Annotated in this window: 23 protein-coding genes and 1 riboswitch; of the genes, 9 read left to right on the forward strand and 14 right to left on the reverse strand. The window is 65.1% G+C overall.

The window, feature by feature from the left end:
- The first annotated feature begins 30 nt into the window (after nucleotides 1-30).
- Together gspF and ACFPN5_RS10785 are read left to right on the forward strand one after the other, a co-directional pair.
- On the forward strand, nucleotides 31-1,251 hold the full coding sequence (gspF, locus tag ACFPN5_RS10780; protein WP_379782996.1) for a type II secretion system inner membrane protein GspF: 1,221 nt from the start codon (nucleotides 31-33) through the stop codon (nucleotides 1,249-1,251).
- An 11-nt stretch (nucleotides 1,252-1,262) separates the two neighbouring features.
- Nucleotides 1,263-1,952 (forward strand): type II secretion system protein N, encoded by a 690-nt coding sequence (locus tag ACFPN5_RS10785; RefSeq protein ID WP_379782998.1) that lies wholly within the window; start codon nucleotides 1,263-1,265, stop codon nucleotides 1,950-1,952.
- A 31-nt stretch (nucleotides 1,953-1,983) separates the two neighbouring features.
- Here ACFPN5_RS10785 and ACFPN5_RS10790 read toward each other — a convergent pair whose 3' ends face one another.
- The gene (locus ACFPN5_RS10790) at nucleotides 1,984-2,715 is read right to left on the reverse strand and encodes a helix-turn-helix domain-containing protein (RefSeq protein ID WP_379783000.1); all 732 of its coding nucleotides are present in this window, start codon (nucleotides 2,713-2,715) and stop codon (nucleotides 1,984-1,986) included.
- A 291-nt stretch (nucleotides 2,716-3,006) separates the two neighbouring features.
- On the opposite strand from ACFPN5_RS10790, the gene ACFPN5_RS10795 reads away from it, so the two are divergent.
- Nucleotides 3,007-4,626, forward strand: coding sequence for a hypothetical protein (locus tag ACFPN5_RS10795; protein WP_379783002.1), 1,620 nt, complete (start codon nucleotides 3,007-3,009; stop codon nucleotides 4,624-4,626).
- Nucleotides 4,627-4,705: 79 nt separating this feature from the next.
- Here ACFPN5_RS10795 and ACFPN5_RS10800 read toward each other — a convergent pair whose 3' ends face one another.
- From ACFPN5_RS10800 to ACFPN5_RS10845, 10 genes are all read right to left on the reverse strand, one after another.
- Complete coding sequence (locus ACFPN5_RS10800) at nucleotides 4,706-4,906, reverse strand: hypothetical protein (RefSeq protein WP_379783004.1); 201 nt, start codon at nucleotides 4,904-4,906, stop codon at nucleotides 4,706-4,708.
- Between the two features lie 12 nt (nucleotides 4,907-4,918).
- Entirely contained in the window at nucleotides 4,919-6,256 is a 1,338-nt protein-coding gene (gene hslU / locus ACFPN5_RS10805) for an ATP-dependent protease ATPase subunit HslU (RefSeq protein WP_379783006.1), read from the reverse strand.
- A 14-nt stretch (nucleotides 6,257-6,270) separates the two neighbouring features.
- On the reverse strand, nucleotides 6,271-6,807 hold the full coding sequence (hslV, locus tag ACFPN5_RS10810) for an ATP-dependent protease subunit HslV (RefSeq protein ID WP_379783008.1): 537 nt from the start codon (nucleotides 6,805-6,807) through the stop codon (nucleotides 6,271-6,273).
- A 95-nt stretch (nucleotides 6,808-6,902) separates the two neighbouring features.
- Complete coding sequence (locus ACFPN5_RS10815; RefSeq protein WP_379783010.1) at nucleotides 6,903-8,216, reverse strand: hypothetical protein; 1,314 nt, start codon at nucleotides 8,214-8,216, stop codon at nucleotides 6,903-6,905.
- Between the two features lie 262 nt (nucleotides 8,217-8,478).
- Nucleotides 8,479-8,928, reverse strand: coding sequence for an RNA polymerase-binding protein DksA (gene dksA, locus ACFPN5_RS10820; protein WP_379783012.1), 450 nt, complete (start codon nucleotides 8,926-8,928; stop codon nucleotides 8,479-8,481).
- A gap of 208 nt (nucleotides 8,929-9,136) precedes the next feature.
- The gene (locus ACFPN5_RS10825) at nucleotides 9,137-10,219 is read right to left on the reverse strand and encodes a CobW family GTP-binding protein (protein ID WP_379783014.1); all 1,083 of its coding nucleotides are present in this window, start codon (nucleotides 10,217-10,219) and stop codon (nucleotides 9,137-9,139) included.
- 110 nt (nucleotides 10,220-10,329) lie between these two features.
- Complete coding sequence (locus ACFPN5_RS10830; protein ID WP_379783016.1) at nucleotides 10,330-11,259, reverse strand: tyrosine recombinase XerC; 930 nt, start codon at nucleotides 11,257-11,259, stop codon at nucleotides 10,330-10,332.
- Nucleotide 11,260: 1 nt separating this feature from the next.
- The gene (locus ACFPN5_RS10835) at nucleotides 11,261-11,935 is read right to left on the reverse strand and encodes a DUF484 family protein (protein WP_379783018.1); all 675 of its coding nucleotides are present in this window, start codon (nucleotides 11,933-11,935) and stop codon (nucleotides 11,261-11,263) included.
- Between the two features lie 112 nt (nucleotides 11,936-12,047).
- Entirely contained in the window at nucleotides 12,048-13,328 is a 1,281-nt protein-coding gene (locus tag ACFPN5_RS10840) for a porin (protein ID WP_379783020.1), read from the reverse strand.
- 215 nt (nucleotides 13,329-13,543) lie between these two features.
- A complete protein-coding gene (locus tag ACFPN5_RS10845) occupies nucleotides 13,544-14,566 on the reverse strand; it encodes a porin (RefSeq protein WP_379783022.1) in 1,023 nt (340 codons plus the stop codon).
- A 453-nt stretch (nucleotides 14,567-15,019) separates the two neighbouring features.
- On the opposite strand from ACFPN5_RS10845, the gene ACFPN5_RS10850 reads away from it, so the two are divergent.
- Entirely contained in the window at nucleotides 15,020-16,726 is a 1,707-nt protein-coding gene (locus ACFPN5_RS10850) for a tetratricopeptide repeat protein (RefSeq protein ID WP_379783024.1), read from the forward strand.
- Between the two features lie 49 nt (nucleotides 16,727-16,775).
- Here ACFPN5_RS10850 and dapF read toward each other — a convergent pair whose 3' ends face one another.
- From dapF to ACFPN5_RS10865, 3 genes are read right to left on the reverse strand one after another with little or no spacing between them, the layout of a single operon-like run.
- Nucleotides 16,776-17,639 (reverse strand): diaminopimelate epimerase, encoded by an 864-nt coding sequence (dapF, locus tag ACFPN5_RS10855; protein ID WP_379783026.1) that lies wholly within the window; start codon nucleotides 17,637-17,639, stop codon nucleotides 16,776-16,778.
- A 6-nt stretch (nucleotides 17,640-17,645) separates the two neighbouring features.
- Nucleotides 17,646-18,509 (reverse strand): LpxL/LpxP family acyltransferase, encoded by an 864-nt coding sequence (locus ACFPN5_RS10860; protein WP_379783028.1) that lies wholly within the window; start codon nucleotides 18,507-18,509, stop codon nucleotides 17,646-17,648.
- A complete protein-coding gene (locus ACFPN5_RS10865; protein ID WP_379783030.1) occupies nucleotides 18,506-19,357 on the reverse strand; it encodes a lysophospholipid acyltransferase family protein in 852 nt (283 codons plus the stop codon). The genes ACFPN5_RS10860 and ACFPN5_RS10865 overlap by 4 nt, the downstream gene beginning before the upstream one ends.
- Before the next feature lie 185 nt (nucleotides 19,358-19,542).
- On the opposite strand from ACFPN5_RS10865, the gene metK reads away from it, so the two are divergent.
- From metK to metF, 5 genes are all read left to right on the forward strand, one after another.
- A complete protein-coding gene (gene metK / locus ACFPN5_RS10870) occupies nucleotides 19,543-20,709 on the forward strand; it encodes a methionine adenosyltransferase (RefSeq protein ID WP_379783032.1) in 1,167 nt (388 codons plus the stop codon).
- Between the two features lie 371 nt (nucleotides 20,710-21,080).
- Entirely contained in the window at nucleotides 21,081-22,451 is a 1,371-nt protein-coding gene (locus ACFPN5_RS10875) for an ATP-binding protein (RefSeq protein WP_379783034.1), read from the forward strand.
- Between the two features lie 136 nt (nucleotides 22,452-22,587).
- A riboswitch (S-adenosyl-L-homocysteine riboswitch) is annotated at nucleotides 22,588-22,660 on the forward strand.
- Between the two features lie 26 nt (nucleotides 22,661-22,686).
- A complete protein-coding gene (ahcY, locus tag ACFPN5_RS10880) occupies nucleotides 22,687-24,114 on the forward strand; it encodes an adenosylhomocysteinase (RefSeq protein WP_379783036.1) in 1,428 nt (475 codons plus the stop codon).
- 117 nt (nucleotides 24,115-24,231) lie between these two features.
- Entirely contained in the window at nucleotides 24,232-24,585 is a 354-nt protein-coding gene (locus ACFPN5_RS10885; protein ID WP_379783038.1) for a phage holin family protein, read from the forward strand.
- Nucleotides 24,572-25,405, forward strand: a complete 834-nt coding sequence (metF, locus tag ACFPN5_RS10890; protein WP_379783040.1) for a methylenetetrahydrofolate reductase [NAD(P)H] — start codon at nucleotides 24,572-24,574, stop codon at nucleotides 25,403-25,405. The genes ACFPN5_RS10885 and metF overlap by 14 nt, the downstream gene beginning before the upstream one ends.
- The last annotated feature ends 64 nt before the right edge of the window (nucleotides 25,406-25,469 follow it).

Below are 25,469 nucleotides of genomic sequence, written 5' to 3' on the forward strand. Positions count from 1 at the left end.
GTGAGGATTCACAGAATGAGGATTCACTAAGTGCCGGCATTCCGTTACGAAGCAGTGGACGTCGGCGGGGCTACCCGCAAGGGCGTGGTCAATGCCGACAGCCCGCGCGCCGCGCGCGCCGATTTACGGGTCCAGGGCCTGACGCCCCTGAACGTCGAGGCGATTTCCGCCCAGGTCGACGCCAGCGGCGCCACGCGTTCACGCGGCTTCGGCGAGCGCCTGTCCCAGGTCGAGCTGGCGCTGTTCACCCGCCAGCTGGCCAGCCTGCTCGAAGCCGGCCTGCCGCTCGAACAGGCGTTTACGGCGCTGCTGGAACAGGCCGAACGGCCCTATGTGCGCGACCTGATCGCGTCGATCCGTTCCGAGGTGATGGGCGGCATTTCGTTCTCGGATGCGCTCTCGCACCACCCGCGCGACTTCGACCAGATCTACCGCGGCCTCGTGTCGTCGGGCGAGCAGATCGGCCAGATCGCGCGCGTGCTGTCGCGCCTGGCGGACTATATCGAGCGCCGCAATGCGCTGGTTCAAAAGGTGCGCCTGGCGTTCACCTATCCGGCGATCGTCACCGTGGTCGCCTTCGCGATCGTGATTTTCCTGCTGACCTATGTGGTGCCGCAGATCGTGTCGGTGTTCGCCAACACCAAGCAAAAGCTGCCCCTGCTCACGGTCATGATGCTGGGCGTGTCGAATTTCATGCGCGACTACGGCATCATCATGGGCATCGCATTAATCTTGGCCTGGTTCGGCTGGCGCCGTGCCTTACAAAACCCGGTATTGAAACGGCGCTGGCATACCTGGCTGCTCACCGCCCCGGTGTACGGCAAGTTCGAGCGCAGCCTGAACACGGCGCGCTTTGCCAGCACGCTCGCCATTACCACCGGCTCCGGCGTGCCGATCCTGCGCGCGCTCGACACCAGCCGCGACACCCTGTCGAACGTCGCCATGCGCGAACTGGTCGAACAGGCCACCGGCAGCGTGCGCGAGGGCGTCAGCCTGGCGCGGGCGCTGTCGGCGCAAAAGCTCTTCCCGCCCATGCTGGTGCACATGATCCGCGCCGGCGAAATCACGGGCGAGCTGCCCTCCATGCTCGAGCGCGCCGCCAACTCGCAGCAGGCCGACCTGGAACGGCGCACGCTGACCATCGCCGGCCTGCTCGAGCCGGTGCTGATCCTGGCGATGGGCCTGGTGGTGCTCCTGATCGTGCTGGCGGTCCTGATGCCGATTATTGAAATCAACCAGCTGGTGCGCTAACAAGGAAACCAATGAAGCGTCTGCCTCTCCTATTCACCCTGCTTGCCCTGATCTTCCTGGCGGTCTCGGCCACCTATTGGGGCATGCAGCTGTACAAGCCACAGCAGCGGCCGATCACGACCGTGCAAACGGCCGCGCTGCCCGAGCCGTCGCCCGACGCCGCCGCGACCCTGTTCGGCGGACAACCGGTGACGAATGTCGTCAGCAATTACCAGCTGACCGGTATCGTCTCGGCCGGCCGCGACAGCGTGGCGATCCTGGTGGCCGACGGCCAGCCGCCCAAGGCCCTGAAGGTCGGGCGCGAACTGGCGCCCGGCGTGAGCGTCAGCGAAGTGCATCCGAAATACATCATGCTGTCCGAAGGCGGGGTCATGAAGCGGGTCGACCTGGTGGCGGACAGCCGGCCCGCGATCGCGCTCTCGGGTGCGCCGATGGGCGCGCCGCAGATGGCGCAACCGGTCGCCCCAGGCGCGATGCCGACCGTCGAACCGCAAACCTCGCCGGGCGCGGTCCAGGCCCCGCCGCCGCCGGGTGAAGTCAATCCCGTGGTCCCGCAGGGCCAGGAGCCGCCGCAGGAAGGCCCGCCGCCGGACATCACGCCGCCACCAGCGCCGCCAACGCCAGCGCCGAGCCCGCCGCAAATGCCGCCGCCGACCCGCTCGATCGGCAGCCCCGTCAGCGGCCAGCCGGTATCCCAGTAACTGCGACAGTAAAGGCTCTGCCCACCCCGGGCTAGCGCCGCAGCGCCGTAAACGCCGCAAACTCCCACGACCGGAATCCCACCAGCAGGGTCATGCCCTCGCGCTGGTCCGCCGGCAAGCGGCGGTCATGCCGGTGCAAACGCGTCAGCTCCGCCGCGAGTTGATGAATCTTCTGCGCCAGCTCGGCGCTGCTGGCCGGCGACAGCCGCGCCGGTAGGCACATCAAGGTTTCGCCGGCCCCGTCGAAACGCCCCGCAAAATAGTCCGGCACGATCTGCTCCCGAAAATAATGCTGCACCGGGCCGTCCGGCAGCCACTGGAAGGCGTTCGAGACACGCAGCGTATAGCGGTTCAGCGGCCGCAGTTCGATCAGTCCCAGCCGGTCGAGCTCGAGCAGTGCGCCGATGCATTCGGCGTCGGTCAGCCGATAGGTCTCGACGATCTGCTCCATGCTCCAGTAACCGAGGCAGCAGATGGCCACCAGCAGCAGGCGCGGCTTGGCGACGAGCGAGGTTTCCTGGAGCAGGGTGAGGGCGTCGAGCTGGGGCCGGGCATCGGCGGCGCGGCGCAGCACGTCCTCGAAGGCAATGCCGGCAGCCTGGCAGATCTGCGCCAGGCGCGACAGGGGCATGTCCTTCTGGCCGAACAGGCGCTTGACGCTCGACTCGCTCATGTCGATGCGTTCGGCCAGTGTTTTATAGGTGAGGTTTGCCGCACGCAATTCGGCGCGCAGCACGTCGACGATCAGCTCGGGAGAGCTCATGGGTTTCCTGTTACTAGGCAATAAGGCAATGGGTAATGGGCGGCGACCAATGTACAGGCGAATGGTCAAAACGGCAAGATGCCTCTCGGCCAGCCCGGCGCCTGCCGTCCGCAGGCCCTGGTGCACCCCGGCATCGTGCAATTTCCCCTCGCATGCCAGCTTGACTAAAACGAGCTCAGCCGTAAAAAACTTCCATTAGATTCATGGGGTTCGGTACTGGTGAACTGGCCCGGTCCCTCGCTTCGCGGGCCGGGTTACCCGTTGGCATACAGCGTGCAAAAGGAGATGGGCATGTCAAATAATCAGATTCAAACGCCTGAAGTGATTCCCACGGCCGGGTCGAGTCAGGAGGCCATGCAGGAGGTCCAGCAGGCAGCGGTGCGGCCGCTGTTCGCTGCGGCCTCGCCGCAGCCCGAGCTGAGCGGAACCGGCGTCACCTACCGGCACGACTGGGGCCTGCGCCGTGGCGACTGGGTTCTCCGGCTCAACTGGGGAGACATCAACCCCCGCTCGCAAGTGTTCGTGTCGATCGGCGAGGGGGCCCCGGGCGGGGCGGACGCCGGCAAGTTCATCGGCACGGCCCGCTACACCGTGCACAACGTGGCGCCGCGTGCCGGCGGCGTCGACATCCGGGTGAACATCGAGTGGGAAGCTGATATTTCGCTCTACGCCGATTACCTGGTGATGAACCCGGGCGGCGTGGGGGCCAGGACGGTGCAGGTCACCGTGCAACGCCACAGTACCGTTGCCTTGACCGAGGCCGATGCGGATCGGATCCTGCGCGACATGGGGACTATCCTGCAGAGCGATGAATCTCCCGCGGACGTCGCAACCCCGGTCCAGTTCGTGCGCAATGGGGCGGTCCAGGTGCTGCCGGCGGCGATCCCCGCAGCCATCCAGACCGAGGCCGACCTGACGGCGCTGCTCAATGCCGGCACCGGGGTCAAGATCGTCCAGGCGATTCGCTGGTGCGGCGGACCGGGCGGGTCGATCATCGGCTGTGCCCCGGTCGGCAGCCCGACGGTCAACCTGGCGGCCATGCGCTTCACGCCCAACCAGGAAGGGATCCTCTGGGTGCACGAGTATGGCCACAACGCCAACCTCGGCCACCGCACCGATGACCCGCGCGCCGTCATGTATCCGAGCATCGCCCCGGACCACAACGTGGTTAACGCGGCCGAAGCGGAGCGTTTCCTGAATGGCCCGGTCGCCGTCACCCGCACCGTGATGCCTGCGTCCTGTTCCCTGGGCGTCGCCATCGAGCCGCCGAAGGATGTCCGCGAGTTCGTCTCCCAACACTGGATTCAGGGCATTCCCTACGGGGCGGCGTCGCAATACACCGAGGAAGACGCCAGGCTGCTCGTGGAATGGCTGGTGAAAGAACCCGAAAAGCACGAGGAATTCCTGCCGGAGATCGTCACTACGCTCGGCTTCATCGGCAGCGAGGTCGCCGTGCAGCCGCTGATCGACTTCGTGGAAAGTGCGCGCGCCAGCCGGCCCGTGTTCAATGCGAAGAATGCCGCCCTGATCCATCTCGGCGACCTGATCAACAAGTCCGGAAGCCGCGCCGCCCTCGATTTCGTCACCCGGATCGCAAGCGATGTGGAGCGGGCGAAAACCCTGGCCATCCCCAGGACCGCCGTCGCGGCGGCCGAGGCGGCGGTAGCGGGTGTCGACGCCTCCAGCCTCGAGGTAGTGGCGGCCGAACTGGCCGTGTCCGCGACCTTCGGCCTGGCGCTGTCGGGCACGGAGGAGGCGGAGCAGGCCCTCGCGCGCCTGAAGGATACCGCAGATGCGTTTGATTCCGTCAAGAAGGCCGCAACCGAAGCGGTGGAGCTGGCGCGGACTGTCCGCGCCCAGGGCCAGAAGGCGTACTACAGCGCGAAGTGTGAAAGCAAGGGCCAGCCGTAAGGGCAGCCGTAAGCGCCTTCGATCGTAAAAAGCGCAAAAGCGGGGCATGCTCCTCCTGATGGGGAGCATGCCCCGGCTTTCAATCGTCTTCGGGAACCAGCGGCGCCTTCTTCAACTGCTGCTTGGCGGCCTGGCGCTCGGTCGACAGCGGCTTGGCATGCGCGCCCGCCGAGCGGGCCTTGGCCAGGGCCGCGACCGGATTGCGCGGCTTGCCCACTTGCTGGGCTGGTAAAGCACGCAGCATCATTTTTTGCCGCGTAGCGAGTGCTTTGTTCGCCATCTTCCTCTCTCCTTACAGCACGTAGCGCGACAGGTCCTCGTTGGCCGAGAGCACGTCGAGCCGTTCGTTGACATAAGCCGCGTCGATCAGAGCCTGTTTTTCCTGCGTGTCGCTGGCGTGGAACGAAATTTCCTCGAGCAGCTTTTCCATCACCGTGTACAGGCGGCGCGCGCCGATGTTCTCCGTGCGTTCGTTGACCGAGAACGCGATCTCGGCCAGGCGGTGGATGCCGTCCTCGGAGAACGAGATCTGCACGCCTTCGGTACCCAGCAGCGCCTCGTACTGCGTGGTCAGGCAGGCGTCGGTGCTGGTCAGGATGCGCTTGAAATCGTCGATTGAGAGCGACTCGAGTTCGACGCGGATCGGAAAACGCCCCTGCAGCTCGGGAATCAGGTCCGACGGTTTCGCCAGGTGGAAGGCGCCCGAGGCGATGAACAGGATGTGATCGGTCTTGATCATGCCGTACTTGGTGTTGACCGTCGTGCCCTCCACCAGCGGCAGCAGGTCGCGCTGCACGCCGGCGCGCGAAACGTCGGCGCTGCCGTGTTCGGAGCGCGAGGCGATCTTGTCGATCTCATCCAAAAACACGATGCCGTTGTTCTCGACGTTGTGGATCGCCTTCTGCTTCATCTCGTCTTCGTTGATGAGGCGCGCGGCTTCTTCATCGACCAGCACCTTCATCGCGTCCTTGATCTTCATCTTGCGCGGCTTCTTGCGCGTGGCGCCGACGCCGGCGAACATCGACTTGATCTGCTCGGTCATTTCTTCCATGCCCGGCGGCGCCATGATTTCCATTTGCGGCGCCGCATCGGCCACTTCGATCTCGACTTCGCGCTCGTCCAGCAAGCCCTCGCGCAGGCGCTTGCGGAAGGTCTGGCGCGTGCTGTCGCCTTCCTTGGCTTCCGCGGCGGCGCTGACGTTGAAGCCGAAGTCGCGTGCCGGCGGCACCAGGATGTCGATGACGCGGTCTTCAGCGGCGTCTTCCGCGCGCTGGCGCACCTTCTTCATTTCGCTGGCGCGGGTCTGCTTGATGCCGATGTCGATCAGGTCGCGGATGATGGTGTCGACGTCGCGCCCGACATAGCCCACTTCGGTGAACTTGGTCGCTTCGATCTTGATGAAGGGCGCATCCGCCAGGCGCGCCAGGCGGCGCGCGATCTCGGTCTTGCCGACGCCGGTCGGGCCGATCATCAGGATGTTTTTCGGGGTGATCTCGTGGCGCAGCGGCTCGGCCACCTGCTGGCGGCGCCAGCGGTTGCGCAGGGCGATGGCGACGGCGCGCTTGGCCTTGCCCTGGCCGACGACGTGCTTGTCCAGTTCCGAGACGATTTCCAGTGGGGTCATGTTCATGGTGGTGGCGCCAGTCATTCCAGTGTTTCGATGATGTGGGACAGGTTCGTGTAAATGCAGAGTTCACCCGCGATGGTCAGCGCCTTCTTGACCACTTCGGCGGGGGACAGGTCGGTATTTTCCTGTAAAGCTTTTGCCGCGGACTGGGCGTAGATGCCGCCGGAGCCGATGGCGCCGATGCCGTCCTCGGGCTCGAGCACGTCGCCGTTGCCGGTGATGATCAGGGTAACTTCCTTGTCGGCCACCAGCAGCATCGCTTCGAGCTTGCTCAGCATGCGGTCGGTGCGCCAGTCCTTGGCCAGTTCGACCGAGGAGCGCAGCAGGTTGCCCTGGTGCTTTTCCAGTTTCGCCTCGAAACGGTCGAGCAGGGTAAAGGCGTCGGCGGTGGCGCCGGCAAAGCCGCACAGGACTTTGCCCTGGTAGAGCTTGCGCACCTTGCGCGCGGAGCCCTTCATGACGACGTTACCCAGGGTAACCTGGCCATCGCCGCCCAACGCGACCTGGGCGCCGCGACGCACACTCACAATGGTGGTGCCGTGAAATTGTTCCATATCTGCCTCATGATTAACTAGCCCTCCGCAAGTGGGGGTGTTGCACAAAATTGCAAGACAGGATGAGCTTAGCCCAGGCGCTCCGCTACCGCCGCTCAGTACTTATGGGCATACAGGCGCGCGCAATCCGTGTAGTTCAGGAGGCGCAGGAGCGCCGCCACCAGGTGGTTCAGCTCGCGCAGCTCGACTTGGCGCCCGCTTGCCGCCAGCCGGCACAGGTTTCCCTGCAGGGCGCTTGCCGCGCCGAAGCCGATGCGCGCGAGATGAACGCAGTCGAGCACAACAGGCTGGAACGGATCGGCTCCGGCATAGGCGTCGAGCGCCGCCAACAGCGGCTTGACGTCGCCGTCGACGATGAGCGGCAACAGGAAACGCTGTTCAGTCGCCGCACCGGGCACTCGCGCAGCCGGCACGCCAGCGTCGGCGCGGGCTGGGGCGCCCGCTTCGAATGACGGCGGCGACACCTCGAAGGTCACGCAATAATCCATTGCCGTTTCTTCGAAGTCTTTTTCGCGCCCTAACCGTTGCAGCAGTTCAAGCAGCAGCAGCCAGGGTGCCTCGCCACCCGTGCGCTCGCCAATAGCCAGCATCGGACGCAGCACGGCGATGAGCCCGTCGGCCCCGGCCAGCACGACCTCGCGCTGCGCCATGTGCAGGCCCTGCAAGGTGGACAGGAGCGACGCGCAGCCCTCAGCGGTGACGCCAGCGATGCCGGTGAAATCGAGTCGTACTGGTGCGCCGCCGGCCGCCAGCAAGCCCTGCAGGCGCAGCGCCGCATCGGCGTCCAGCATGCCGGGGAAGCGAGCGCTCGGGACGACGCCGGCAAACGGTTTGGCCTGCATGTCCTGCGGCAGCCGCTCGGTATAAGCGGGCGGCGAGGTTTCGAAATGGCTGGCGTAGTCGATCGCGATGCTCTCGAAGTCGGCTTCGCGGCCCTGCGCCTGGTACAGGTCGAACAGCATCCACCAGGGCTGGCGCTCGCTGCGGCCGAGCACGGGCAAACTATCCAGCAGCATCTGTTCGGCAAGAACCGCCTGGCCATTCGCGTAGAGAATGGCGCTTTCCTCGACCACCGGCGCGCTGGCCGGGGCGGCGGCGGCGTCGGGCAGATCGGCCAGGGTGGCGAGTTCGCTCTCGGCCGCGGCCTCGACGACCGCCGCCGCGGCTGCCGGGGCGCGGCGCGCGCTGCCCCAGGCGGCCTCGGTGTCGGCGAACATGTCCGTCGTCATTTCCAGTTCGATGGCGTCGATCTTGGCGGCGGTGGCGCGGGCGATTTCACGCTGGCGTTCGCGCTCGGTTTCGGTAAATTGTGGAGAGCCGGGGGGCGACGTTTCTTCAGGGCGCGGGCGCGCCGCCGGCCTGGCGGCCTGCGCCTCGTTCTGTTTCTTTAAAAAGGAGAAGAAGCCCACGTCGTTCCCGTTTGTTACCGCGGCTTGCAGCGCTCATCCACGACGTTAGCATGGACGCGCCCGGGCCGTCCCGCGCACACGTGCGCCCGCGCAAAGCCTGTGCGGCGAACGCTAGTGTATCCGATGGGAAAGTTTATGAGGGCACGCACGGCTGCGGTGCGGGCATAAAGACAGGTGCAAAAATGCGAAAAGCATGCGGCGGGCGCATGCTTTTTTGAGGGCGGAGCCCGAGGGCTCGGCCCAAGGGCGCGGCCTGACAGGCTCAGTCGCCGTACAGCTTTTGCTTCAGTTCGCGGCGCTGCTGGGCTTCGAGCGACAGCGTGGCGGTCGGGCGTGCGATCAGGCGCGGGATGCCGATCGGTTCGCCGGTTTCTTCGCACCAGCCATAGTCGCCGCCTTCGATCGAGGCCAGCGATTGCTGCACCTTTTTCAGGAGCTTGCGCTCGCGGTCGCGGGTGCGCAGTTCGAGGGCGTGTTCTTCCTCGATGGTGGCGCGGTCGGCCGGGTCGGGAACGAGGACGGTCTCGCGCAGGTGTTCCGTGGTTTCGCCGGCGTTTTTCAGCAGTTCCTTCTCGAGCTGCTGCAGGCGGTCCTTGAAGAACGCGAGCTGGGCCGGGTTCATGTAGTCCTCTTCGCCCATCGCCCGAATTTCTTCTTCCGTCAAGAGTCGGGTTTCGGCCGTGGCGGCATTCGGTTTCGTTGTTTTAGTCATGACTTCACTTACCTTCGATACGACAGAGGTTTTCATTTTATCAGCTAGCTCAGCCGTAGCACCCCTTGCTCAAGGGTGCGCGCCCTTGCTGCTGCCATGACGGCCCGTGCGTGCCTGCCGTCTTCGCTGCCCGGCTACGGCAGCGGTCCATCCGGTTTCTCGCGTTCCTTCGCTGTGGAAGCAACCCGTGCTGCTAAACCGGGATAGTTTATACCAAACATTGTTCCAATCCGCGGATAAATACGTCTTTCGGTAAATTTTTACCAATAAAAACCATTTTGCTGCCGCGGGCTTCGCCGGTCTCCCACTTTGCGCCGAGGTCGCTGCCCATGATTTGATGCACGCCCTGGAACACGACCTTGCGGTCGGCACCCTGCATCGACAGCACGCCCTTGTAGCGCAGCATGCTCGGTCCGAAGACCTGCACCATGCTGCCGAGGAACTGGTCGAGGCGCTCCGGATCGAATGCGCGTTCGCTCTTGAAGACAAAGGCCGCGATGTCGTCGCTGTGGTGCGCATGGTGGTGGTCATGGCCGTGACCGCAGGCCTCGCTGTGGACGTGGCCGTGCTCCTCGCAGGCGGCGTCGTGATCATGATCGTGCTCGTCGGCGCGCAGGAAGTCGGGGTCGAGTTCGAGCTTGTCGTTCAGGTTGAAGCCGCGCAGGTCGAGCACCTCGGCGATCGGGGCACGGCCGAAGTCGGAAGTGGAGATTGGCGCGCGCGGGTTGATGCGCTTCAGGCGCGTTTTGAGCTCTTCAATTTCCGCAGCGTCGGCAAGGTCCAGTTTCGAGAGCAGGATCTTGTCGGCAAAACCGACCTGGCGCTGGGCTTCTTCGTGGCGGTCGAGCTGGTCCATGGCATGGCGTGCGTCCACCACCGTCACCACGGCATCGAGCATGTAGTGGGCGCCGACTTCTTCGTCGACGAAGAAAGTCTGGGCCACGGGGCCGGGGTTGGCCAGGCCCGTCGTTTCGATGACGACGCGGTCGAAAGCGATCTCGCCGGCCGCGCGCTTCTGCGCCAGGTTCGTCAAGGCCACGATCAGGTCGCCGCGCACGGTGCAGCAGATGCAGCCATTGTTCATCTCGACGATCTGCTCGCTGCTGTCCCGGACCAGGATTTCATTGTCGATGTTTTCCTCGCCGAACTCGTTTTCGATGACGGCGATGCGCAGGCCATGCTCCTCGCGCAGGATGCGGTTGAGGAGGGTGGTCTTGCCGGCGCCGAGGAAGCCGGTCAGGATGGTCGTTGCGATCGGTGTCGATGCGGGAGGCAGTGCAGGAGAAGACATAGGTTCGGTTCGGCCTAGTTGGGCAAGGAGAATCGGAAGATTATGCCGTAATTTGCAATCTGCCACCATCAACCGTACCGGCCTTTGCGCCAGCTCAGGCGAGCGTTTGCTTACTTCGCTTTCGCTCGCGGATGAGCTCGGTCATATACGGCGGCCAAGTGCTGGAAGTCGAGTGCCGTGTACACCTGGGTCGACGTGATGCTGGCATGGCCCAGCAGTTCCTGCACGGCGCGCAGGTCGCCCGAGGATTGCAGCAGGTGCGAGGCAAACGAGTGGCGCAGCACGTGCGGATGCACGTGGGTCGGGGAGCCGCTCCGGATCGCGTGCTGCTTCAGGCGTTGCTGCACCACGCGCGGCGTGATGCGCGTGCCGCGGGTCGACAGGAACAGGGCGGCGCTGCCGTCGCCCGCTGGCGGGCGCACCGCCAGCCAGGCGTCGAGCGCCTCGCGTGCCGGGCCGCCGACCGGTACCCGGCGCATCTTGCCGCCCTTGCCGGTCACCACGACTTCGCCGGCAGCCGCATCGAACCAGCCGAGCGAGGCCGCACCCTCCGTGCTCGTGTAGGCCAGGTCGAGCCCGGCCAGCTCGGACACCCGCAGTCCGCTCGAATACAGCAGTTCGAACATCGCACGGTTGCACAGTTCGGCAGGTTCCGGATGGCCCTGGCGGTTCGCCTCCAGCAGCTGGACGGCGGCGTCCACGGCGAGTGCCTTGGGCAGCGTTTTTGGGCGGCGCGGGGCGCGCACGCCCTCGACCGGGTTGGCCGCCAGCGGAACCTGGCGCGACAGCCAGGCATAGAAACCGCGCCAGCCGGACAGTTTGCGCGCGATCGTGCGCGGTTCCTGGCCGCCGGCGTGCAGGCGGGCGGCGAAGCGGCGCATGTCGGCATGCAGCAGCGCCGGCCAGTCGTCGTGGCCCGCAAGGGCGGCGAGTTCAAGCAGGTCGCGCCGGTAGGCCGCGACCGTGTGGCTTGATAATTGGCGCTGGGTGGCCAGTTCGCGCAGGTAGCGCCCGGCCCAGTCCTCGCGCGCGGCGCTCATCTCAAGCGCGCAGATGGGCCAGCGCAGCGCTGGCGCTCTGGCCGAGTTGGACCAGGAAGTCGGTGGCCATCGCCGGGCTGAAACGATCGTTGTCGGGCGAGCCGAGCACGAGCAGGCCAAAGGTCTTGCCATCGCTGATCAAGGGCAGCAGCACGGTCGAGCGCACGCTGTCGGCGTCGTTGAGCCAGCGCACGGCCTCGAAATCCTTGTTTGGGCCGCAGTAGGGCGCGCGCAGGCTGGACGCGAACAGGCGCGCATCTTCACTCACCCCGGCGGCAAACGGGGCGTCCGCATGTTCCGGTGCCAGGTTCCACAGGCGCAGCGCGGCCTGCGGCACGCCGAAATGCTCTACCAGGCCGGCGACCAGCGCATCGACCAAATCCGCCGCCATCGCGGCGCTGCCGCTGGACCTGAGTAAGGCCAGGTGCCAGGCGTGGAAGCGCTGCAGGAGGGCGGTGTTCTGGGCGGCCACCCGCATCAGGTCGGCCAGGCGCAGTTCGAGCGCGTTGTACTTGGCGCGCATGACTTCCATCTGGCGCTCCTGCAAGGACACCGTTTTCCCCGTCAGCGGGCTCGACAGCTTGACCTCGCCCAGCAGGCCGGCATGCTCTTGGAAAAACTGCGGATTGTCCGCCAGGAATTGTGCAACGGTGGCGGAGTCGAGGGTGACGGTCATTGGAGTGGCTTGCAAGGAATTGGGTGTGCGCAATTCTACCCGAGAGGAGGGGCGCGGCGGATAGAAAAAGGGCGCCCGCGGGCGCCCTTGTTGCTGTCTTGCCTGGTACGGCTTAGAAGCGGTGACGCACGCCGATCTGGACTGCGCGGCCGTCTTCGCCCGGCGCGCGGGTGAAGCCGCCCGGTGCACCTGCGACGCCTGGCGAGTACTGGGCTTCGCGGTCGTTCTTGATGATCGAACCGGCGATGTACACGTCGGTGCGCTTCGACAGGAAGTGGTCGTAGGCCAGTGCGTACATGTCGGCATTGCTGTCGGACACGGTCAGGTCGTTCTGGTGCGAAGCCGAAGCCATGATGCGGCCGCTGCCGAGCTTGTAGTGCACGCCCACTTGGTAGCTGTTCGCATCCTGCAGCGTGTTGTTGCGCATGATGCCTTCGAACGTAGCGCGGGCAGCGGTACGGAAGTTCACCGGCGCGCCGGCCAGCGCCGGCGCAATGCGCGCATCCCATGCAAGCAGGTAATCGGTGATCAGGGCCGAGTTCTGGTTGCGCTGGTCGTGGTAGCCGGCGAAGAACTTGAACTGGTTCAGGGTGTACGAACCGCCGACGGTACGGGTACGCAGGCTGTGGAAGCCGCGCTGGTCGAAGCCCTGGTTGTAGCCGATGCCGAGGTCGAAGCCGTTGGCCTTGTAGGTCACCGCGCCGCCCTGGAACTTGCTATAACGGCCGAGGTAGCCCGAACCTTGCTTGCCGTACATCAGCGAGCCGCCGAAGCCCGATGGATGGGCGATGCGGTACTGGACCGATTCCTGCGAGCGGATGTCCGCGCCCAGTGCGGTAAAGCCGGCGGTGCCGCCGGTGACGTGGCCCCAGGTGCCGACCATGCCCGATTCGAACGCATCGGCGGCGGCAAACACTTCGTAGCCAGGGGTGTACATGCGGCCGAACAGCACGGCGCCGCCAGGGGTGATCAGGCCGACCATTGCGGTACGGTCAAACAGCGCGCGCTCCTGGTTCACGGCCGGGGCGCCCGGGGTGTACAGCGCTGCGCGCAGGCCTGGAGCGATTGCCGGGCTGAACACATTCAGTGCATTCAGGCCGCGCTCGAGGTACAGGCCGCGGTTGTCGTTGATCAGGGTTGGCTGCTGGGTGCCGGTGTCGAGTTCGACACGGGCTTCCAGGTTGAAGATCGCCTTGAAGCCGTTGCCGATGTCTTCGGTGCCCTTGAAACCGATGCGCGAACCGTCGGCGCCGCCGCTGACGATCTTGGTCGGGCCGCCCTTTTGCCACAGGACGCCGGCGTCGGCGATGCCGTAGATCTGGACACTGGTCTCGGCCGCAGCCGGGATTGCGAAGCAGGCGCCGATCAGGCCGGCGATCAAACATTTGTTCATTGCATCTCCACTATTGTTAGTCTTCGGATGGGTGTTCCGTATTGCAAATATGCCAGTGGCGCAGAGCACTGTATACACAGCGGGCGCTGCCGCTACGCCTTTCGTTGCATGAAAACAACATTCGGGCGTCGAAAGGGGCAGGCACCGGCGACGGTGCCTGCCCCTTCTTTTCACTCTTTTTCACTCTTTTCTAGCGGGCTCGCGCCCGCATCAGCTTAGAACGAGTGGTTCACGCCCAGGTCGTAGTAGTTGACGCTGTTTTGCGCTTTCTTGCGCGATGCGTCGACGTACAGGTAGGTGCGCTTCGACAGGCTGTACTCGTAGCCCAGCGACATCTGCTTGGTCTTGACCTGGCCGTCCGGGTCTTTCTGGCCGTAGCCGGCGAGCACCTTGCCAGGGCCCAGCGCGTAGTTGGCGCCCAGCACCCATGCCTTGGTCTTCGGGTTCACGAAGACGGTATTTTCCTGGTCCTGGCGGGTAGCGGTACCCATCAGCTTCAGGTCAGGGGTGACCATGAACGAGGCGCCGACCGACATGACCTTGGTTTCGACCGCGTTGCGCTCGTAACCCAGCATCAGGGCAGCAGGACCGTTGTTGTAGGTCGCCGAGACCGAGAACGGGTTGGACGTCGCTTCGGCGCCGGCCGGGTACTGTGGCGCTGCCGCGGTGCCGCGGCCGATGACCGAGCCGCCGTTGCCTTCTTTGGTGGCGATTGCCGCGTTCAGCTGGAAGCCGCTGACGACCGGGCTGTTGTACCAGAAGGCGTTGGCCCAACGGTTGTTGCCGGTGCCGGAAGGATCGAGCGGCTGCGCGTTGTAGCCGGCGACGGTCAGGTCGGTGTAGAAGCCGCCCTGGTTCGGCACGGCGTGCCATGGATCGAAGGCGCCGATGGTTTCCCAGTACGGGGTCAGGCCGCGGCCGATGCGGACCATACCGAAATCACCCTGCAGGCCGACGCGGCTCTGGCCCTGGAACAGCGGACGGTTGGTGCGCTCGAGCGTGCCGGTGTCCGGCTCGTAGCGGATTTCGAGGTGGAACAGGGCCTTCAGGCCATTGCCCAGGTCTTCGGTACCTTTGAAGCCCAGGGTATTGGCCGCGCGCTTGCCGATGCTCAGGGTCTGGCCGGTTTGCTTCTGGATGCCTGCGTCCACGGTGCCGTAGATCTGAACGGCGGTCTGTGCATGGGCGGCGCCGGCAAATGCGCCGAGAAGGGCAGCTGCCATCAAAGATGTTTTCATTTATTTGTATCCTTAGAAGATGAATCGGAATCCAAAGAGCATTGAGAATTTTTTTTGCTGAACACTCGGATGAGTGAACCTTAAATGTTTAATGCGTCAAGATTGCCGGATTTGTTAATTATGACGGCGCGAGTTGGTGGAAAGCCAATTTAACCAATCGTGCTGTTGTATTTTTGAAACGCAGAGTTCGCTCTGCCGCGCCATCAGCGCGCTTGAATGCACTCGGATGTGCCGGGTTCCGCCCCAATCAGGTGCGCTTGTTCGATATCAATCATCGGGCTGTTCGGGACATGAGGGGGCAGGGGCTGGCTTAGACTTTTCCTGAACCGATGGGTGTGGGCGCGATTCGATCACTTCTTTTCACCGGCAACTTTTCCACGACGGCCCTGCCGTCGCGGCCTACCGCCGATCCGCGCGCGCCACGCCTCCCACCACACTGACAAAGACCGACCGATGGCAAATCGTGAAGAACTGGCGATCATTCGCGGCGCCCGCAGCGGCCGCGCCGAGGCGCAACTCGAGCTCGGCAAGCGCTATCTGTTCGGCAGCGCCGGCCTGCCGCGCAGCCTGCCTACCGCGCTGCACTGGCTCGACCGCGCGGCGCGCCAGGGCTGCGCCGAGTCGTGCGAACTGATCGGCAGCCATATCCCGTTCGACCTGGCGCGCACCCATGCGACACCGCTGGTGCCGTGGTACGAGCGCGCCTACGACAACGGCAACGTGCGCGCCGGCCTGGTCCTGGCCCAGCTGCTGCTCGCGGACGGCGGCGCCGGTTCCGGTGCGGCACAGACCAAGGCCGTGCACGCCTTGGAAGACGCGGCGCAGGCCGGCTTCACCGAGGCCCAGTGGCTGCTGGCGCGCAGGGCCGAAATGGCGGCCGCCATTTCGGCCGCAGGGGGTGCGGCGCAGGCGCGCGCGGCGCCCGGCGCCAGGGGTGGCGCGAGTGGCCAGGGCGCCGCCATGCCCGCCAATACGGCGGGCCAGCCAATGGACCGCCGCGTGGCCGGCACGGTGCCGCCGCCGGCTGCAGGGGCGCAGCCCTGGCTGCGCCGCGCCGCCGATTACGGCCTGGCCGAGGCCCAGCTCGCCCTGCTCGAACAGAGCTGGACCACCGGTGCATGGCTTGATTACCTCGAGCGTGCGCTGCCCCTGGCGCGGACGCTGGTCCACGGCGCGGGCAGCAAGCGCGGGCAGCGCCTGGCGCCGGGCGAGGTCACCCTGTTGTCGCGTACTGCGCGCCTGCTGGCCCAGGGCGAGGGCGCGGCATCCGGCGTCAGCAGCGACGAGCTGCACACCTTCTGGGAACTGGCAGCGAGCGAACACGACCGGCATGCGCAACTGGCGATGGGCCTCTGGTATGCGCGCATGCAGGTCGACGGCACCCGGATCACCAGCGGCGCCGGCGCGGCCAATTTCAAGAAAGCGATCCGCTGGCTGCTGCTGGCCGGCGAGCAGGGGCTGGCCGCAGCCTGGTACGCGCTGTCGCGCATCTACCTGAAGCCCGAATTCTCGCAACGCAATGTCGCCGATGCCCAGCGCTACCTCGAGCGCGCGGCGGAGATGGGCTACGAGGCCGCCCAGCTCGAGTGCGGCAGCAATGCCTGGCGTGCGCGCCGCGAAAACGAGAGCAACGATGTGCGCGCGGTGTTCTGGCTGCAGCAGGCGGCGGCCCAGGGCAATGCCGAGGCGCTCGCCGCCTTGCAGAAAATCGCCCCGCGTCCGGCGGACGCGGCCCACCTCGAAACGGGCGCGCTGCTGGCCTGCGTCGGCGACCTCGCTCCTTATCCCTTGCTGGCGGCGCGCCTCGAACTCGCAGCGCTGTTCGGCCTCACGCGTGCCGAAACCCTGCTGCTCGACGTGCCGGCGGCGGACCAAGGCCATTGCCTGGTGATCGACATCCGCGCCAGTTATGGGCGCAGCAAGCGCCGCCTCGTCATGATCGACACGGCGCAGGAACGCCAGTCGCTCGACCGCATCGTGCGCCTGTTTGACGGGGTCGATTGCGGCCCGGGCGGTCCGGAAGGCAATTACCGCCAGCGCCTGTATCGCCTGCGCACGCTGATCGCCGCTCCCGTGCCGGTGGGCGTTGACGGATCGGAAGACACTTTGCCGGTGCCGGCGGCTGCGCGCGCGGGCACTTCGTACGGGATTGCTGCCTAGTGAAAGCTGAAGCTGCGGCTGCCACCTGCAGCGCAACCCGCAGCTTCATCTACAGCTCGATCTCGCCTTCGAACACGGTCACGGCCGGGCCACTCAGGTAGACCGGTTCGCCTTCGCCGGCCCAGGCGATCGACAGCTCGCCGCCGCGCGCCGACACCCGTACCGGCGAATCGAGCAGGCCACGGCGAATGCCGGCGACGACGGCAGCGCAGGCGCCGGTGCCGCAGGCCAGCGTCTCGCCGGCGCCGCGTTCGTACACGCGCAGCTTCACGTGCTTGCGCTCGAGCACCTGCATGAAGCCGGCGTTGACGCGCTTCGGGAAGCGCAGGTGCTGCTCGATCTGCGGTCCCATTTCAGCGACCGGTGCGGTGTCGACGTCGTCCACGACCTGCACGGCATGCGGATTGCCCATCGATACGGTCGAGACAAGCACGGTCGTTTCCAGCACACCCTGGTGCAACGGTAGCGGCCACAGGGTATCGCGCCCTTCGAGGTGGCCTTCCAGGCCCTCGGCGTCGAACGGCACCGCGGCCGGTTCGAGCACGGGCGCCCCCATGTCGACCGTCACGCTGCCATCGTCTTCCAGGCGCGGCGCGATGATGCCCGACATCGTCTGCACCCGGATGCTGCGCTCGCGGCTCAGGCCCTTGTCGCTGACGAAACGGGCGAAGGCGCGCGCGCCGTTGCCGCACTGCTCGACTTCACCGCCGTCGCTATTAAATATGCGGTAGCGGAAATCGCAGCCGGGGACCGTCGGGCGTTCGACGACCAGGATCTGGTCGGCGCCGACGCCGAAGCGGCGGTCGGCCAGGCGGCGCCATTGTTCAGTGCTGAAATCGACCTGCTGGTTGATCGCATCAAGCACAACGAAGTCGTTGCCCGCGCCCTGCATTTTGGTGAAGGTGAGTTTCATAGTGGTTTATTCGTACAGGGAGGGCTCGCCCGGCGGGCGGGTCTTGAAGCGTTTATGGGTCCAGAAGTATTCGGCCGGTGCTTCACGCACGCGCTCTTCGATGAAGGCGTTCATGCGGCGCGTCGCCGCGATCATGTCGTCGCCAGGATAATTTTCCCAGGCGGGATAGAAGCGCACGCGCCAGCCCTGGTAATTCGGCATGAAGGTCGCCACCACCGGGATCACCTTGGCGCCGGTGGTGCCGGCGATGCGGCCGAGCGCCGTCAGGGTGGCGGCAGGCACGCCGAAGAAGGGCACGAACTCGGCATCCTTTTCGCCGAAATCCATATCCGGCAGCATGAAATAGGGCAGGCCGTCGCGCAGTGCGCGCAGGATCGGCTTGATGCCTTCTTTTCTCGTCACCAGCCGCACCGGGCCGTAGCGTTCGCGGCCATGGCGCAGCAGCGCATCAAAAGCGGCGTTCTTTTGCGGCACGTACATGCTGCAGACCGGGATCACGCGCGCCGCCACGCCGGCCACGTCCAGGCACACGAAGTGCGGGCACAGCAGGATCGTCGGCCCGTCTTCCATCGCTGCCTGCGGCACCGCGGGCTCCACATGGATCAGCTTGCGCACGCGCGCCTCGGGCGCCCACCACAGGATCGAGCGCTCGAAAATACTGCGCGAATAGCTGCGGAAGTGTTCACGCGCGATGCGGCGCCGCTCCTGCTCGGACAATTCGGGCATGCACAGGCGCAAATTGGTCAAGGCGATATGGCGCCGCTTGCCCAGCACCAGGAACAGCAGGCTGCCGACGCCCGCGCCGAAACGCCCGAGCACGGGCAGTGGCAGCCAGTGCAGCAGCCACAGGAAGGCGATCACGGCCCTCATGCCACGGCCTCGGCTTCCGGCGCGGCGACCCCATCGGGTTTTTTATAGCGGTTATAGCTCCAGAAATACTGGGCCGGGCAGCGGGCAATGAGTTCCTCCATCGCGCGGTTGATGCTGGCCGCTTGTGCAGACGCATCGCCCGACAGGTCGCCCGTGAACGGCACGAAGCGCACGGTATAGCCACGCCCGTGCGGCAGGCGCTCGGCGTACACCAGCAGGATGTCGGCGCGCCCGAGCTGGGCCAGCTTGGCCGGCAGCGTCATCGTGTAGGCGTTGCGGCCGAAAAACGGCGCCCAGACGCCTTCGCCTTCCTGCGGTACCTGGTCCGGCAGCAGGCCGATCGGCTGGCCGCTTTTGAGGGTCTTGGCCAGGATGCGCACGCCAGACAGGTTGGCCGGCGCCAGGTGCAGGTTGTGGCGGGCTCTAGCGCCTTCGACCAGTGGCTTGAGGGCGCTTTTCTTCGGCGGGCGGTACATGACGGTCAGCGCCGTGCGCAGCGCGATCTGCTGCGCGGTCATCTCGAAACAGCCCAGGTGCGGCGTCAGGAACACAATGCCGCGGCCGGCGTCGAGCACGCGCTGGACCACGTCCCAACCCTCGACGCGCGCATGGCGCGCGACGCGCTCGGGCTTGCCGCACCAGACGAAAGCGAGCTCGACGATCGCCTTGCCGGCCTCGGCGACGGCGGCGCGGCGGTGGCTGCTGAAGCCGGCCTGCGCCAGGTTGGCGTCGAGGCGGCGGCGGTAGGAAGGGGAGAGCAGGTAAACCAGCCAGCCCAGCGCGGCGCCCAGGGCGTGGAGCATGCGCAGGGGGAAGACGGACAGGGCTTTAAATAAAATAACTAGCATTCGATTGATCAGGGTTGAGGAGGAAGTGGCGCACTCCGCAAAAAATTTCTTAAAGGAGCGTAAAATACCACTTTATGCAGGATCCGCCGAGTTAATAGACAACTTGCGAAGCGGAATATAAATGTCGCTAAAGCGTCGCAGGCACGGGTTGCTGCGGCAGTTTTTGAACAGTAACTGGAGCCTTCATGTCCAACGATTATCTCTTTACTTCCGAATCCGTCTCGGAAGGCCACCCCGACAAAGTCGCCGACCAGATCTCGGACGCGATTCTCGACGCCATCCTCGAGCAGGATCCACGTGCCCGCGTGGCTGCTGAAACGCTGTGCAACACCGGCCTGGTCGTGCTCGCCGGCGAAATCACCACCCACGCCAACGTCGATTATATCGGCGTCGCGCGCAACACCATCAAGCGCATCGGTTACGACAACACCGACTTCGGCATCGACTACAAAGGCTGCGCGGTCATGGTCTGCTACGACAAGCAGTCGCCGGACATCGCCCAGGGCGTGGACGAAGGCGCAGGCCTCGACCTCGACCAGGGCGCGGGCGACCAGGGCCTGATGTTCGGCTACGCCTGCGACGAGACCGCCGAGCTGATGCCGGCCGCCATCCATTACGCGCACCGCCTGGTCGAGCGCCAGTCGCAACTGCGCAAGGACGGCCGCCTGCAATGGCTGCGCCCGGACGCGAAGAGCCAGGTCACGCTGCGCTATGTCGACGGCCGCCCGGTCTCGGTCGACACCGTCGTGCTGTCGACCCAGCACCATCCGGACGTCACCCACTCGCAGATCGAGGAAGCCGTGATCGAGGAAATCATCAAGCCGATCCTGCCGCGCGAGTGGCTGCAGAACACGAAATACCTGGTCAACCCGACCGGCCGTTTCGTCATCGGCGGCCCGCAGGGCGACTGCGGCCTGACCGGCCGCAAGATCATCGTCGACACCTACGGCGGCGCAGCCCCGCACGGCGGCGGCGCGTTCTCGGGCAAGGACCCGACCAAGGTCGACCGTTCGGCTGCCTACGCGGCGCGTTATGTGGCCAAGAACATCGTCGCCGCGGGTCTCGCGCGCCAGTGCCAGGTGCAGGTCAGCTACGCGATCGGCGTGGCGCGCCCGATCAACATCACGGTCTACACCGAAGGCACCGGCGTCATCCCTGACGACAAGATCGCCCAGCTCGTGATGGAACACTTCGACCTGCGCCCGAAAGGCATCGTCCAGATGCTCGACCTGCTGCGTCCGATCTACGCGAAGACGGCCGCCTACGGCCACTTCGGCCGCGAAGAGCCGGAATTCACCTGGGAGCGCACCGACAAGGCGGCGCTGCTGCGCGCGGAAGCCGGGCTGGCGTAACAAGCTGCAGCGTATAAGGTGCGGACGGCGTCCGCACCAGGGCGATGCTTCCATCGCCCTCGCTTCGCCGCGACGATCTCCCCGCGGCGTTTCTCCCCTCTCCTGCATGACCCATGACGTTCTGGCATGGTTGTGCCATCGGCACGACGTTCCATGCGGTACGCCTCCTGGTTTGCCGATAATGCCGACTGTTTGCACCACGTTCGCAACTTGTGGCGCATAATCCGCTCCGAGTGCTTTTGATTCAGTTAATAAATGTCCTGTCGTACATTCCCGCCTGTCCCGCACTGGCTTGTCCGCCGCCAGCCGCTCCTGTCCTCGCTCGACTTTCCTTTAACGGAAATGTTCACTTGCATATAAGAAAGGACGCCATGTCTCAGCCCATCCTGTCGATCGTCGTTGCTTGCGAGATGGATGTCATTGCTTCGCGCCAGCGGGCGCGTCAAATCGCGGCCCATTGCGGCTTCGGCCAGCACGACCAGGCACGCATCGCGACCGTCGTGTCGGAGCTTGCGCGCAACGTGTTCAGTTATGCGGGCGAAGGCAGGGTCGGCTTTTCGTTGGCTGGTGCGGCGGGACGGCAGACGCTGGTGGTGGTGGTCGAAGATGAAGGGCCGGGCATCGATGGCCTCGAGTTGCTGCTTGCGGGGAAGGAACGCGCCCAGCGCCCGGGTGGCGGCGGCCTGCTGGCGGCGCGGCGCTTCATGGACGAGTGCGATATCGACACCGGCAAGAGCGGCACGCGCATCCTGCTGACCAAAATGCTGCCGGCCAGCCCGCGCGCGATCCTTGCTGACGACATCGTCCGGGCGGTGGCGGGGGTCTCGCTGCCGAGCAATGTCGCCTTGTCCGAAGCGAATCACCAAAACCGCGAGCTGACCGATGCACTGGCAGCGTTGCAGGAGCGCCAGGACGAACTGGTCGCCGTATCGCGGCGTCTGGAGCAGACCAACGGACAGGTCGAGGAACTGAATCGACTGCTCAACGAAAAGGCAGCGTCGCTGATCTCGGCCGATCGCCAGAAGAACGAATTCCTGTCGATGCTCAGCCACGAGCTGCGCGGTCCCTTGTCGGCCGCGGCCATGGCAGCCTACCTGTTGAAAAAGAATCCGGGCGTGACGACCCAGACCGCCAGCCTGAGCGACCTCATCAATCGACAGGTGAGCCACATGAACCGGCTGGTGGAAGACTTGCTGGACGTATCGCGCATCAGCCGCGGCATGATTTCGATCGTCATGGCCGAAGTCGACCTGCGCGACGTGGTCAACGCCGCCATCGAACAGATCATGCCGGCAGCCGAACGCAAGGCGCAGCGGATCGAGGTGCTGTTGCCAGGCGTGCCGTGCACGATCGAAGGCGATGCGATCCGCTTGGTCCAGGTGGTCGGCAACCTGCTCGGCAATGCGATCCGCTACACGGGAACGGGCGGACACATCACCCTGGCGCTGGAAGAGCGCGACGGTGCCGCCGCCTTGCGGGTGGCCGACAACGGCCAGGGTATTGCTGCCGAACTCTTGCCCCATCTGTTCGATCTGTATGTGCAGGCGGAGACCTCGTCCGAACGCCAGAACGGCGGCCTGGGCCTCGGGTTGGCCCTGGTGAAAAGCCTGGTCGAACTGCATGGCGGCACGGTCAAGGCCAGCAGCGCGGGCCTGGGCCTGGGCAGCAGTTTCGATATTTGCCTGCCGCTGGCGCAACCAGGCGCAGCCCTGCCGATCACGGGCGTTGCCGCCCTGGCCTGAAGGCGGAGCGGGACCGGCCGTGCCCTGGCGGCCGGGCAGGGTCCCTGGCTGCACATGTTCCGTTGCGCATACGCAAATGCCCCTGAAGCCAGGGCCGCTGCCCCTGCCAGCTGCGCCCAGACGTGTTAAACTATTCCGTTCCGAGGAGCGTTGCGACGAGAGAATTCACTTTCGCCAGGCTCGGATCATCAACACTGCGCTCACGTTACTTTTTTCTAACTGAAAGGAGGGCGTGATGAGCGCCGTTTTGAAAACTACCCAAGACTTCCACATTGCCGACATCTCCCTGGCCGCCTGGGGCGAGAAGGAAATCCGCATCGCCGAAACGGAGATGCCGGGCCTGATGGCCATCCAGGAAGAATTTGCCGCTGCGCAGCCCCTGAAGGGCGCGCGCATCACCGGCTCGCTGCACATGACCATCCAGACCGCCGTGCTGATCCGCACGCTGGAAGCCCTCGGCGCGCAAGTGCGCTGGGCGTCGTGCAACATCTACTCGACCCAGGACCACGCTGCCGCAGCGATTGCCGCGGTCGGCACGCCGGTGTTCGCCGTCAAGGGCGAAACCCTGGATGAGTACTGGGAATACACCCACCGCATCTTCGAGTGGCCGAACGACGCCGCCGGCAATGCCGTGTACTCGAACATGATCCTCGACGACGGCGGCGACGCCACCCTGCTGCTGCACCTGGGCGCGCGCGCCGAGACCGATATCTCGGTGCTGGCCAAGCCGGGTTCGGAAGAGGAAATCTGCCTGTTCAATGCCATCCGCGGCCGCCTCGCCGTCGATCCGCACTGGTACTCGAAGCGCCTGCCGCAGATCCTTGGCGTGACCGAAGAAACGACCACCGGCGTGCACCGCCTGTACCAGATGCATCAGGAAGGCAAGCTGGCCTTCCCGGCGATCAACGTCAACGATTCCGTCACCAAGTCGAAGTTCGACAACCTGTATGGTTGCCGCGAGTCGCTGGTCGACGGTATCAAGCGCGCCACCGACGTCATGATCGCCGGCAAAGTGGCCGTCATCGCCGGTTACGGTGACGTCGGCAAGGGCTCGGCCCAGGCCATGCGCGCCCTGTCGGCCCAGGTGTGGGTCACGGAAATCGACCCGATCTGCGCGCTGCAGGCGGCAATGGAAGGCTACCGCGTCGTGACGATGGATTACGCCGCCGAACATGGCGACATTTTTGTTACCTGCACCGGCAACTATCACATCCTGACCGAACAGCACATGCTGCGCATGAAGGATCAGGCGATCGTCTGCAACATCGGTCACTTCGACAACGAAATCGATGTCGCCTCGCTTAAGAAATACGAGTGGGAAAACATCAAGCCGCAGGTCGACCACGTCATCTTCCCTGATGGCAAGCGCATCATCCTGCTGGCCGAAGGCCGCCTGGTGAACCTGGGCTGCGGTACGGGCCACCCGTCGTACGTGATGAGCTCGTCGTTCGCGAACCAGACCATCGCCCAGATCGAACTGTTCGCCAACACCGACCAGTACCCGGTCGGCGTCTACACGCTGCCGAAGCACCTCGACGAGAAGGTGGCGCGCCTGCAGCTGAAAAAGCTTAACGCCCAGCTGACCGAACTGACCGAGGAGCAGGCGGCCTACATCTCGGTGAAGAAGGAAGGCCCTTACAAGCCTGACCACTACCGTTATTGATAGGTAGCAGTAAGCAGTAAGCGGCCCTCGTTGCCGCCATGCCCTGGACTCGGTGCGGGTCCAGGGCGCTTCCCAAGTTCGTCTCCAATAACAAGAAACGCACCACGAAAGCTGAACATGCGCCTGCTCCTGACCTGGCTGATCAACGCTGCCGCGCTGATGGCCCTGCCTTACCTGATGCATTCCGTGTCCGTCACCAACGTCGGCACCGCCCTCATCGCGGCGCTCGTGCTGGGACTGGTCAACACGCTGATCCGGCCCCTGCTGGTGTTGCTGACTATGCCTGTCACCCTGCTGTCGATGGGGTTCTTTATCCTGGTCATCAATGCCGTCCTGTTCTGGCTGGTGTCGACCATGATCGAGGGCTTCGAGGTGGCGGGATTCTGGTCTGCCTTCCTGGCGGCGATCCTGTACAGCGTCATTTCGTGGGCACTTTCAACCTTGCTCCTGAGTAAAAATGGAAACTCATAATTTCAGTATCGAGTTTTTCCCGCCCAAGACGCCCGAGGGCGCCGATAAACTGCGCGTCACGCGTCGCAAGCTGGCCGAACTGCATCCGAAGTATTTTTCGGTGACCTTCGGGGCGGGCGGCTCCACCCAGCAGGGTACGCTCGACACGGTGCTCGACATCATGGCCGACGGCCAGCTGGCCGCGCCCCACCTGTCGTGCATCGGTGCGACACGCACCTCGATCCGCGCGCTGCTGCAGCAGTTCCAGGCGCACGGCATCCGCCGCCTGGTGGCGCTGCGCGGCGATTTGCCGAGCGGCTACGGCGGCGCCGGCGAGCTGCGCTACGCCAACGAACTGGTCGAGTTCATCCGGCTTGAGACCGGCGACTGGTTTCATATCGAAGTGGCGGCCTATCCGGAAATGCACCCGCAGGCCAGGTCCCCGCAGGACGACCTGCTGAACTTTGAACGCAAGGTCAAGGCCGGGGCCAACGCCGCCATTACCCAGTATTTCTACAACGCCGACGCCTATTTCCAGTTCGTCGAGAATGCGCAGAAACTGGGCGTCGAGGTGCCGATCGTGGCCGGCATCATGCCGATCACGAACTACACGCAGCTGATGCGTTTTTCCGAGATGTGCGGCGCCGAAATCCCGCGCTGGGTGCGCCTGAAACTGGCCAGTTTCGGCGACGACAGCGCCTCGATCAAGGCCTTCGGGCTGGATGTGGTGACCGGGCTGTGCGAACGCCTGCTCGCAGGCGGCGCCCCGGGCCTGCATTTTTACAGCATGAACCAGGCCGCGGCGACGACCGCGATCTGGGAGCGCCTGGTGGCAAAATAAGCGTTGCGCAAGAACGCAGGCGGCACAAAACAATCCCGGCGACGCGCAAGCGTTTGCCGGGATT

It is taken from the genome of Massilia niabensis, assembly GCF_042655085.1.
Taxonomy (GTDB): Bacteria; Pseudomonadota; Gammaproteobacteria; order Burkholderiales; family Burkholderiaceae_D; genus Telluria; species Telluria niabensis.

What these genes read in the sequence shown, in the direction of transcription:
- ACFPN5_RS10795 (WP_379783002.1), top strand. Translation starts at nt 3,007, where the DNA reads ATGTCAAATAATCAGATTCAAACGCCTGAAGTGATTCCCACGGCCGGG.
- ACFPN5_RS10850 (WP_379783024.1), top strand. Translation starts at nt 15,020, where the DNA reads ATGGCAAATCGTGAAGAACTGGCGATCATTCGCGGCGCCCGCAGCGGC.
- ACFPN5_RS10840 (WP_379783020.1), bottom strand. Translation starts at nt 13,328, where the DNA reads ATGAACAAATGTTTGATCGCCGGCCTGATCGGCGCCTGCTTCGCAATC.
- ACFPN5_RS10825 (WP_379783014.1), bottom strand. Translation starts at nt 10,219, where the DNA reads ATGTCTTCTCCTGCACTGCCTCCCGCATCGACACCGATCGCAACGACC.
- ACFPN5_RS10860 (WP_379783028.1), bottom strand. Translation starts at nt 18,509, where the DNA reads ATGAGGGCCGTGATCGCCTTCCTGTGGCTGCTGCACTGGCTGCCACTG.
- ACFPN5_RS10845 (WP_379783022.1), bottom strand. Translation starts at nt 14,566, where the DNA reads ATGAAAACATCTTTGATGGCAGCTGCCCTTCTCGGCGCATTTGCCGGC.
- dksA (WP_379783012.1), bottom strand. Translation starts at nt 8,928, where the DNA reads ATGACTAAAACAACGAAACCGAATGCCGCCACGGCCGAAACCCGACTC.
- ACFPN5_RS10830 (WP_379783016.1), bottom strand. Translation starts at nt 11,259, where the DNA reads ATGAGCGCCGCGCGCGAGGACTGGGCCGGGCGCTACCTGCGCGAACTG.
- ahcY (WP_379783036.1), top strand. Translation starts at nt 22,687, where the DNA reads ATGAGCGCCGTTTTGAAAACTACCCAAGACTTCCACATTGCCGACATC.
- ACFPN5_RS10885 (WP_379783038.1), top strand. Translation starts at nt 24,232, where the DNA reads ATGCGCCTGCTCCTGACCTGGCTGATCAACGCTGCCGCGCTGATGGCC.
- ACFPN5_RS10785 (WP_379782998.1), top strand. Translation starts at nt 1,263, where the DNA reads ATGAAGCGTCTGCCTCTCCTATTCACCCTGCTTGCCCTGATCTTCCTG.
- ACFPN5_RS10835 (WP_379783018.1), bottom strand. Translation starts at nt 11,935, where the DNA reads ATGACCGTCACCCTCGACTCCGCCACCGTTGCACAATTCCTGGCGGAC.
- hslU (WP_379783006.1), bottom strand. Translation starts at nt 6,256, where the DNA reads ATGAACATGACCCCACTGGAAATCGTCTCGGAACTGGACAAGCACGTC.
- ACFPN5_RS10865 (WP_379783030.1), bottom strand. Translation starts at nt 19,357, where the DNA reads ATGCTAGTTATTTTATTTAAAGCCCTGTCCGTCTTCCCCCTGCGCATG.
- ACFPN5_RS10790 (WP_379783000.1), bottom strand. Translation starts at nt 2,715, where the DNA reads ATGAGCTCTCCCGAGCTGATCGTCGACGTGCTGCGCGCCGAATTGCGT.
- hslV (WP_379783008.1), bottom strand. Translation starts at nt 6,807, where the DNA reads ATGGAACAATTTCACGGCACCACCATTGTGAGTGTGCGTCGCGGCGCC.
- ACFPN5_RS10800 (WP_379783004.1), bottom strand. Translation starts at nt 4,906, where the DNA reads ATGGCGAACAAAGCACTCGCTACGCGGCAAAAAATGATGCTGCGTGCT.
- metF (WP_379783040.1), top strand. Translation starts at nt 24,572, where the DNA reads ATGGAAACTCATAATTTCAGTATCGAGTTTTTCCCGCCCAAGACGCCC.
- dapF (WP_379783026.1), bottom strand. Translation starts at nt 17,639, where the DNA reads ATGAAACTCACCTTCACCAAAATGCAGGGCGCGGGCAACGACTTCGTT.
- ACFPN5_RS10875 (WP_379783034.1), top strand. Translation starts at nt 21,081, where the DNA reads ATGTCTCAGCCCATCCTGTCGATCGTCGTTGCTTGCGAGATGGATGTC.
- metK (WP_379783032.1), top strand. Translation starts at nt 19,543, where the DNA reads ATGTCCAACGATTATCTCTTTACTTCCGAATCCGTCTCGGAAGGCCAC.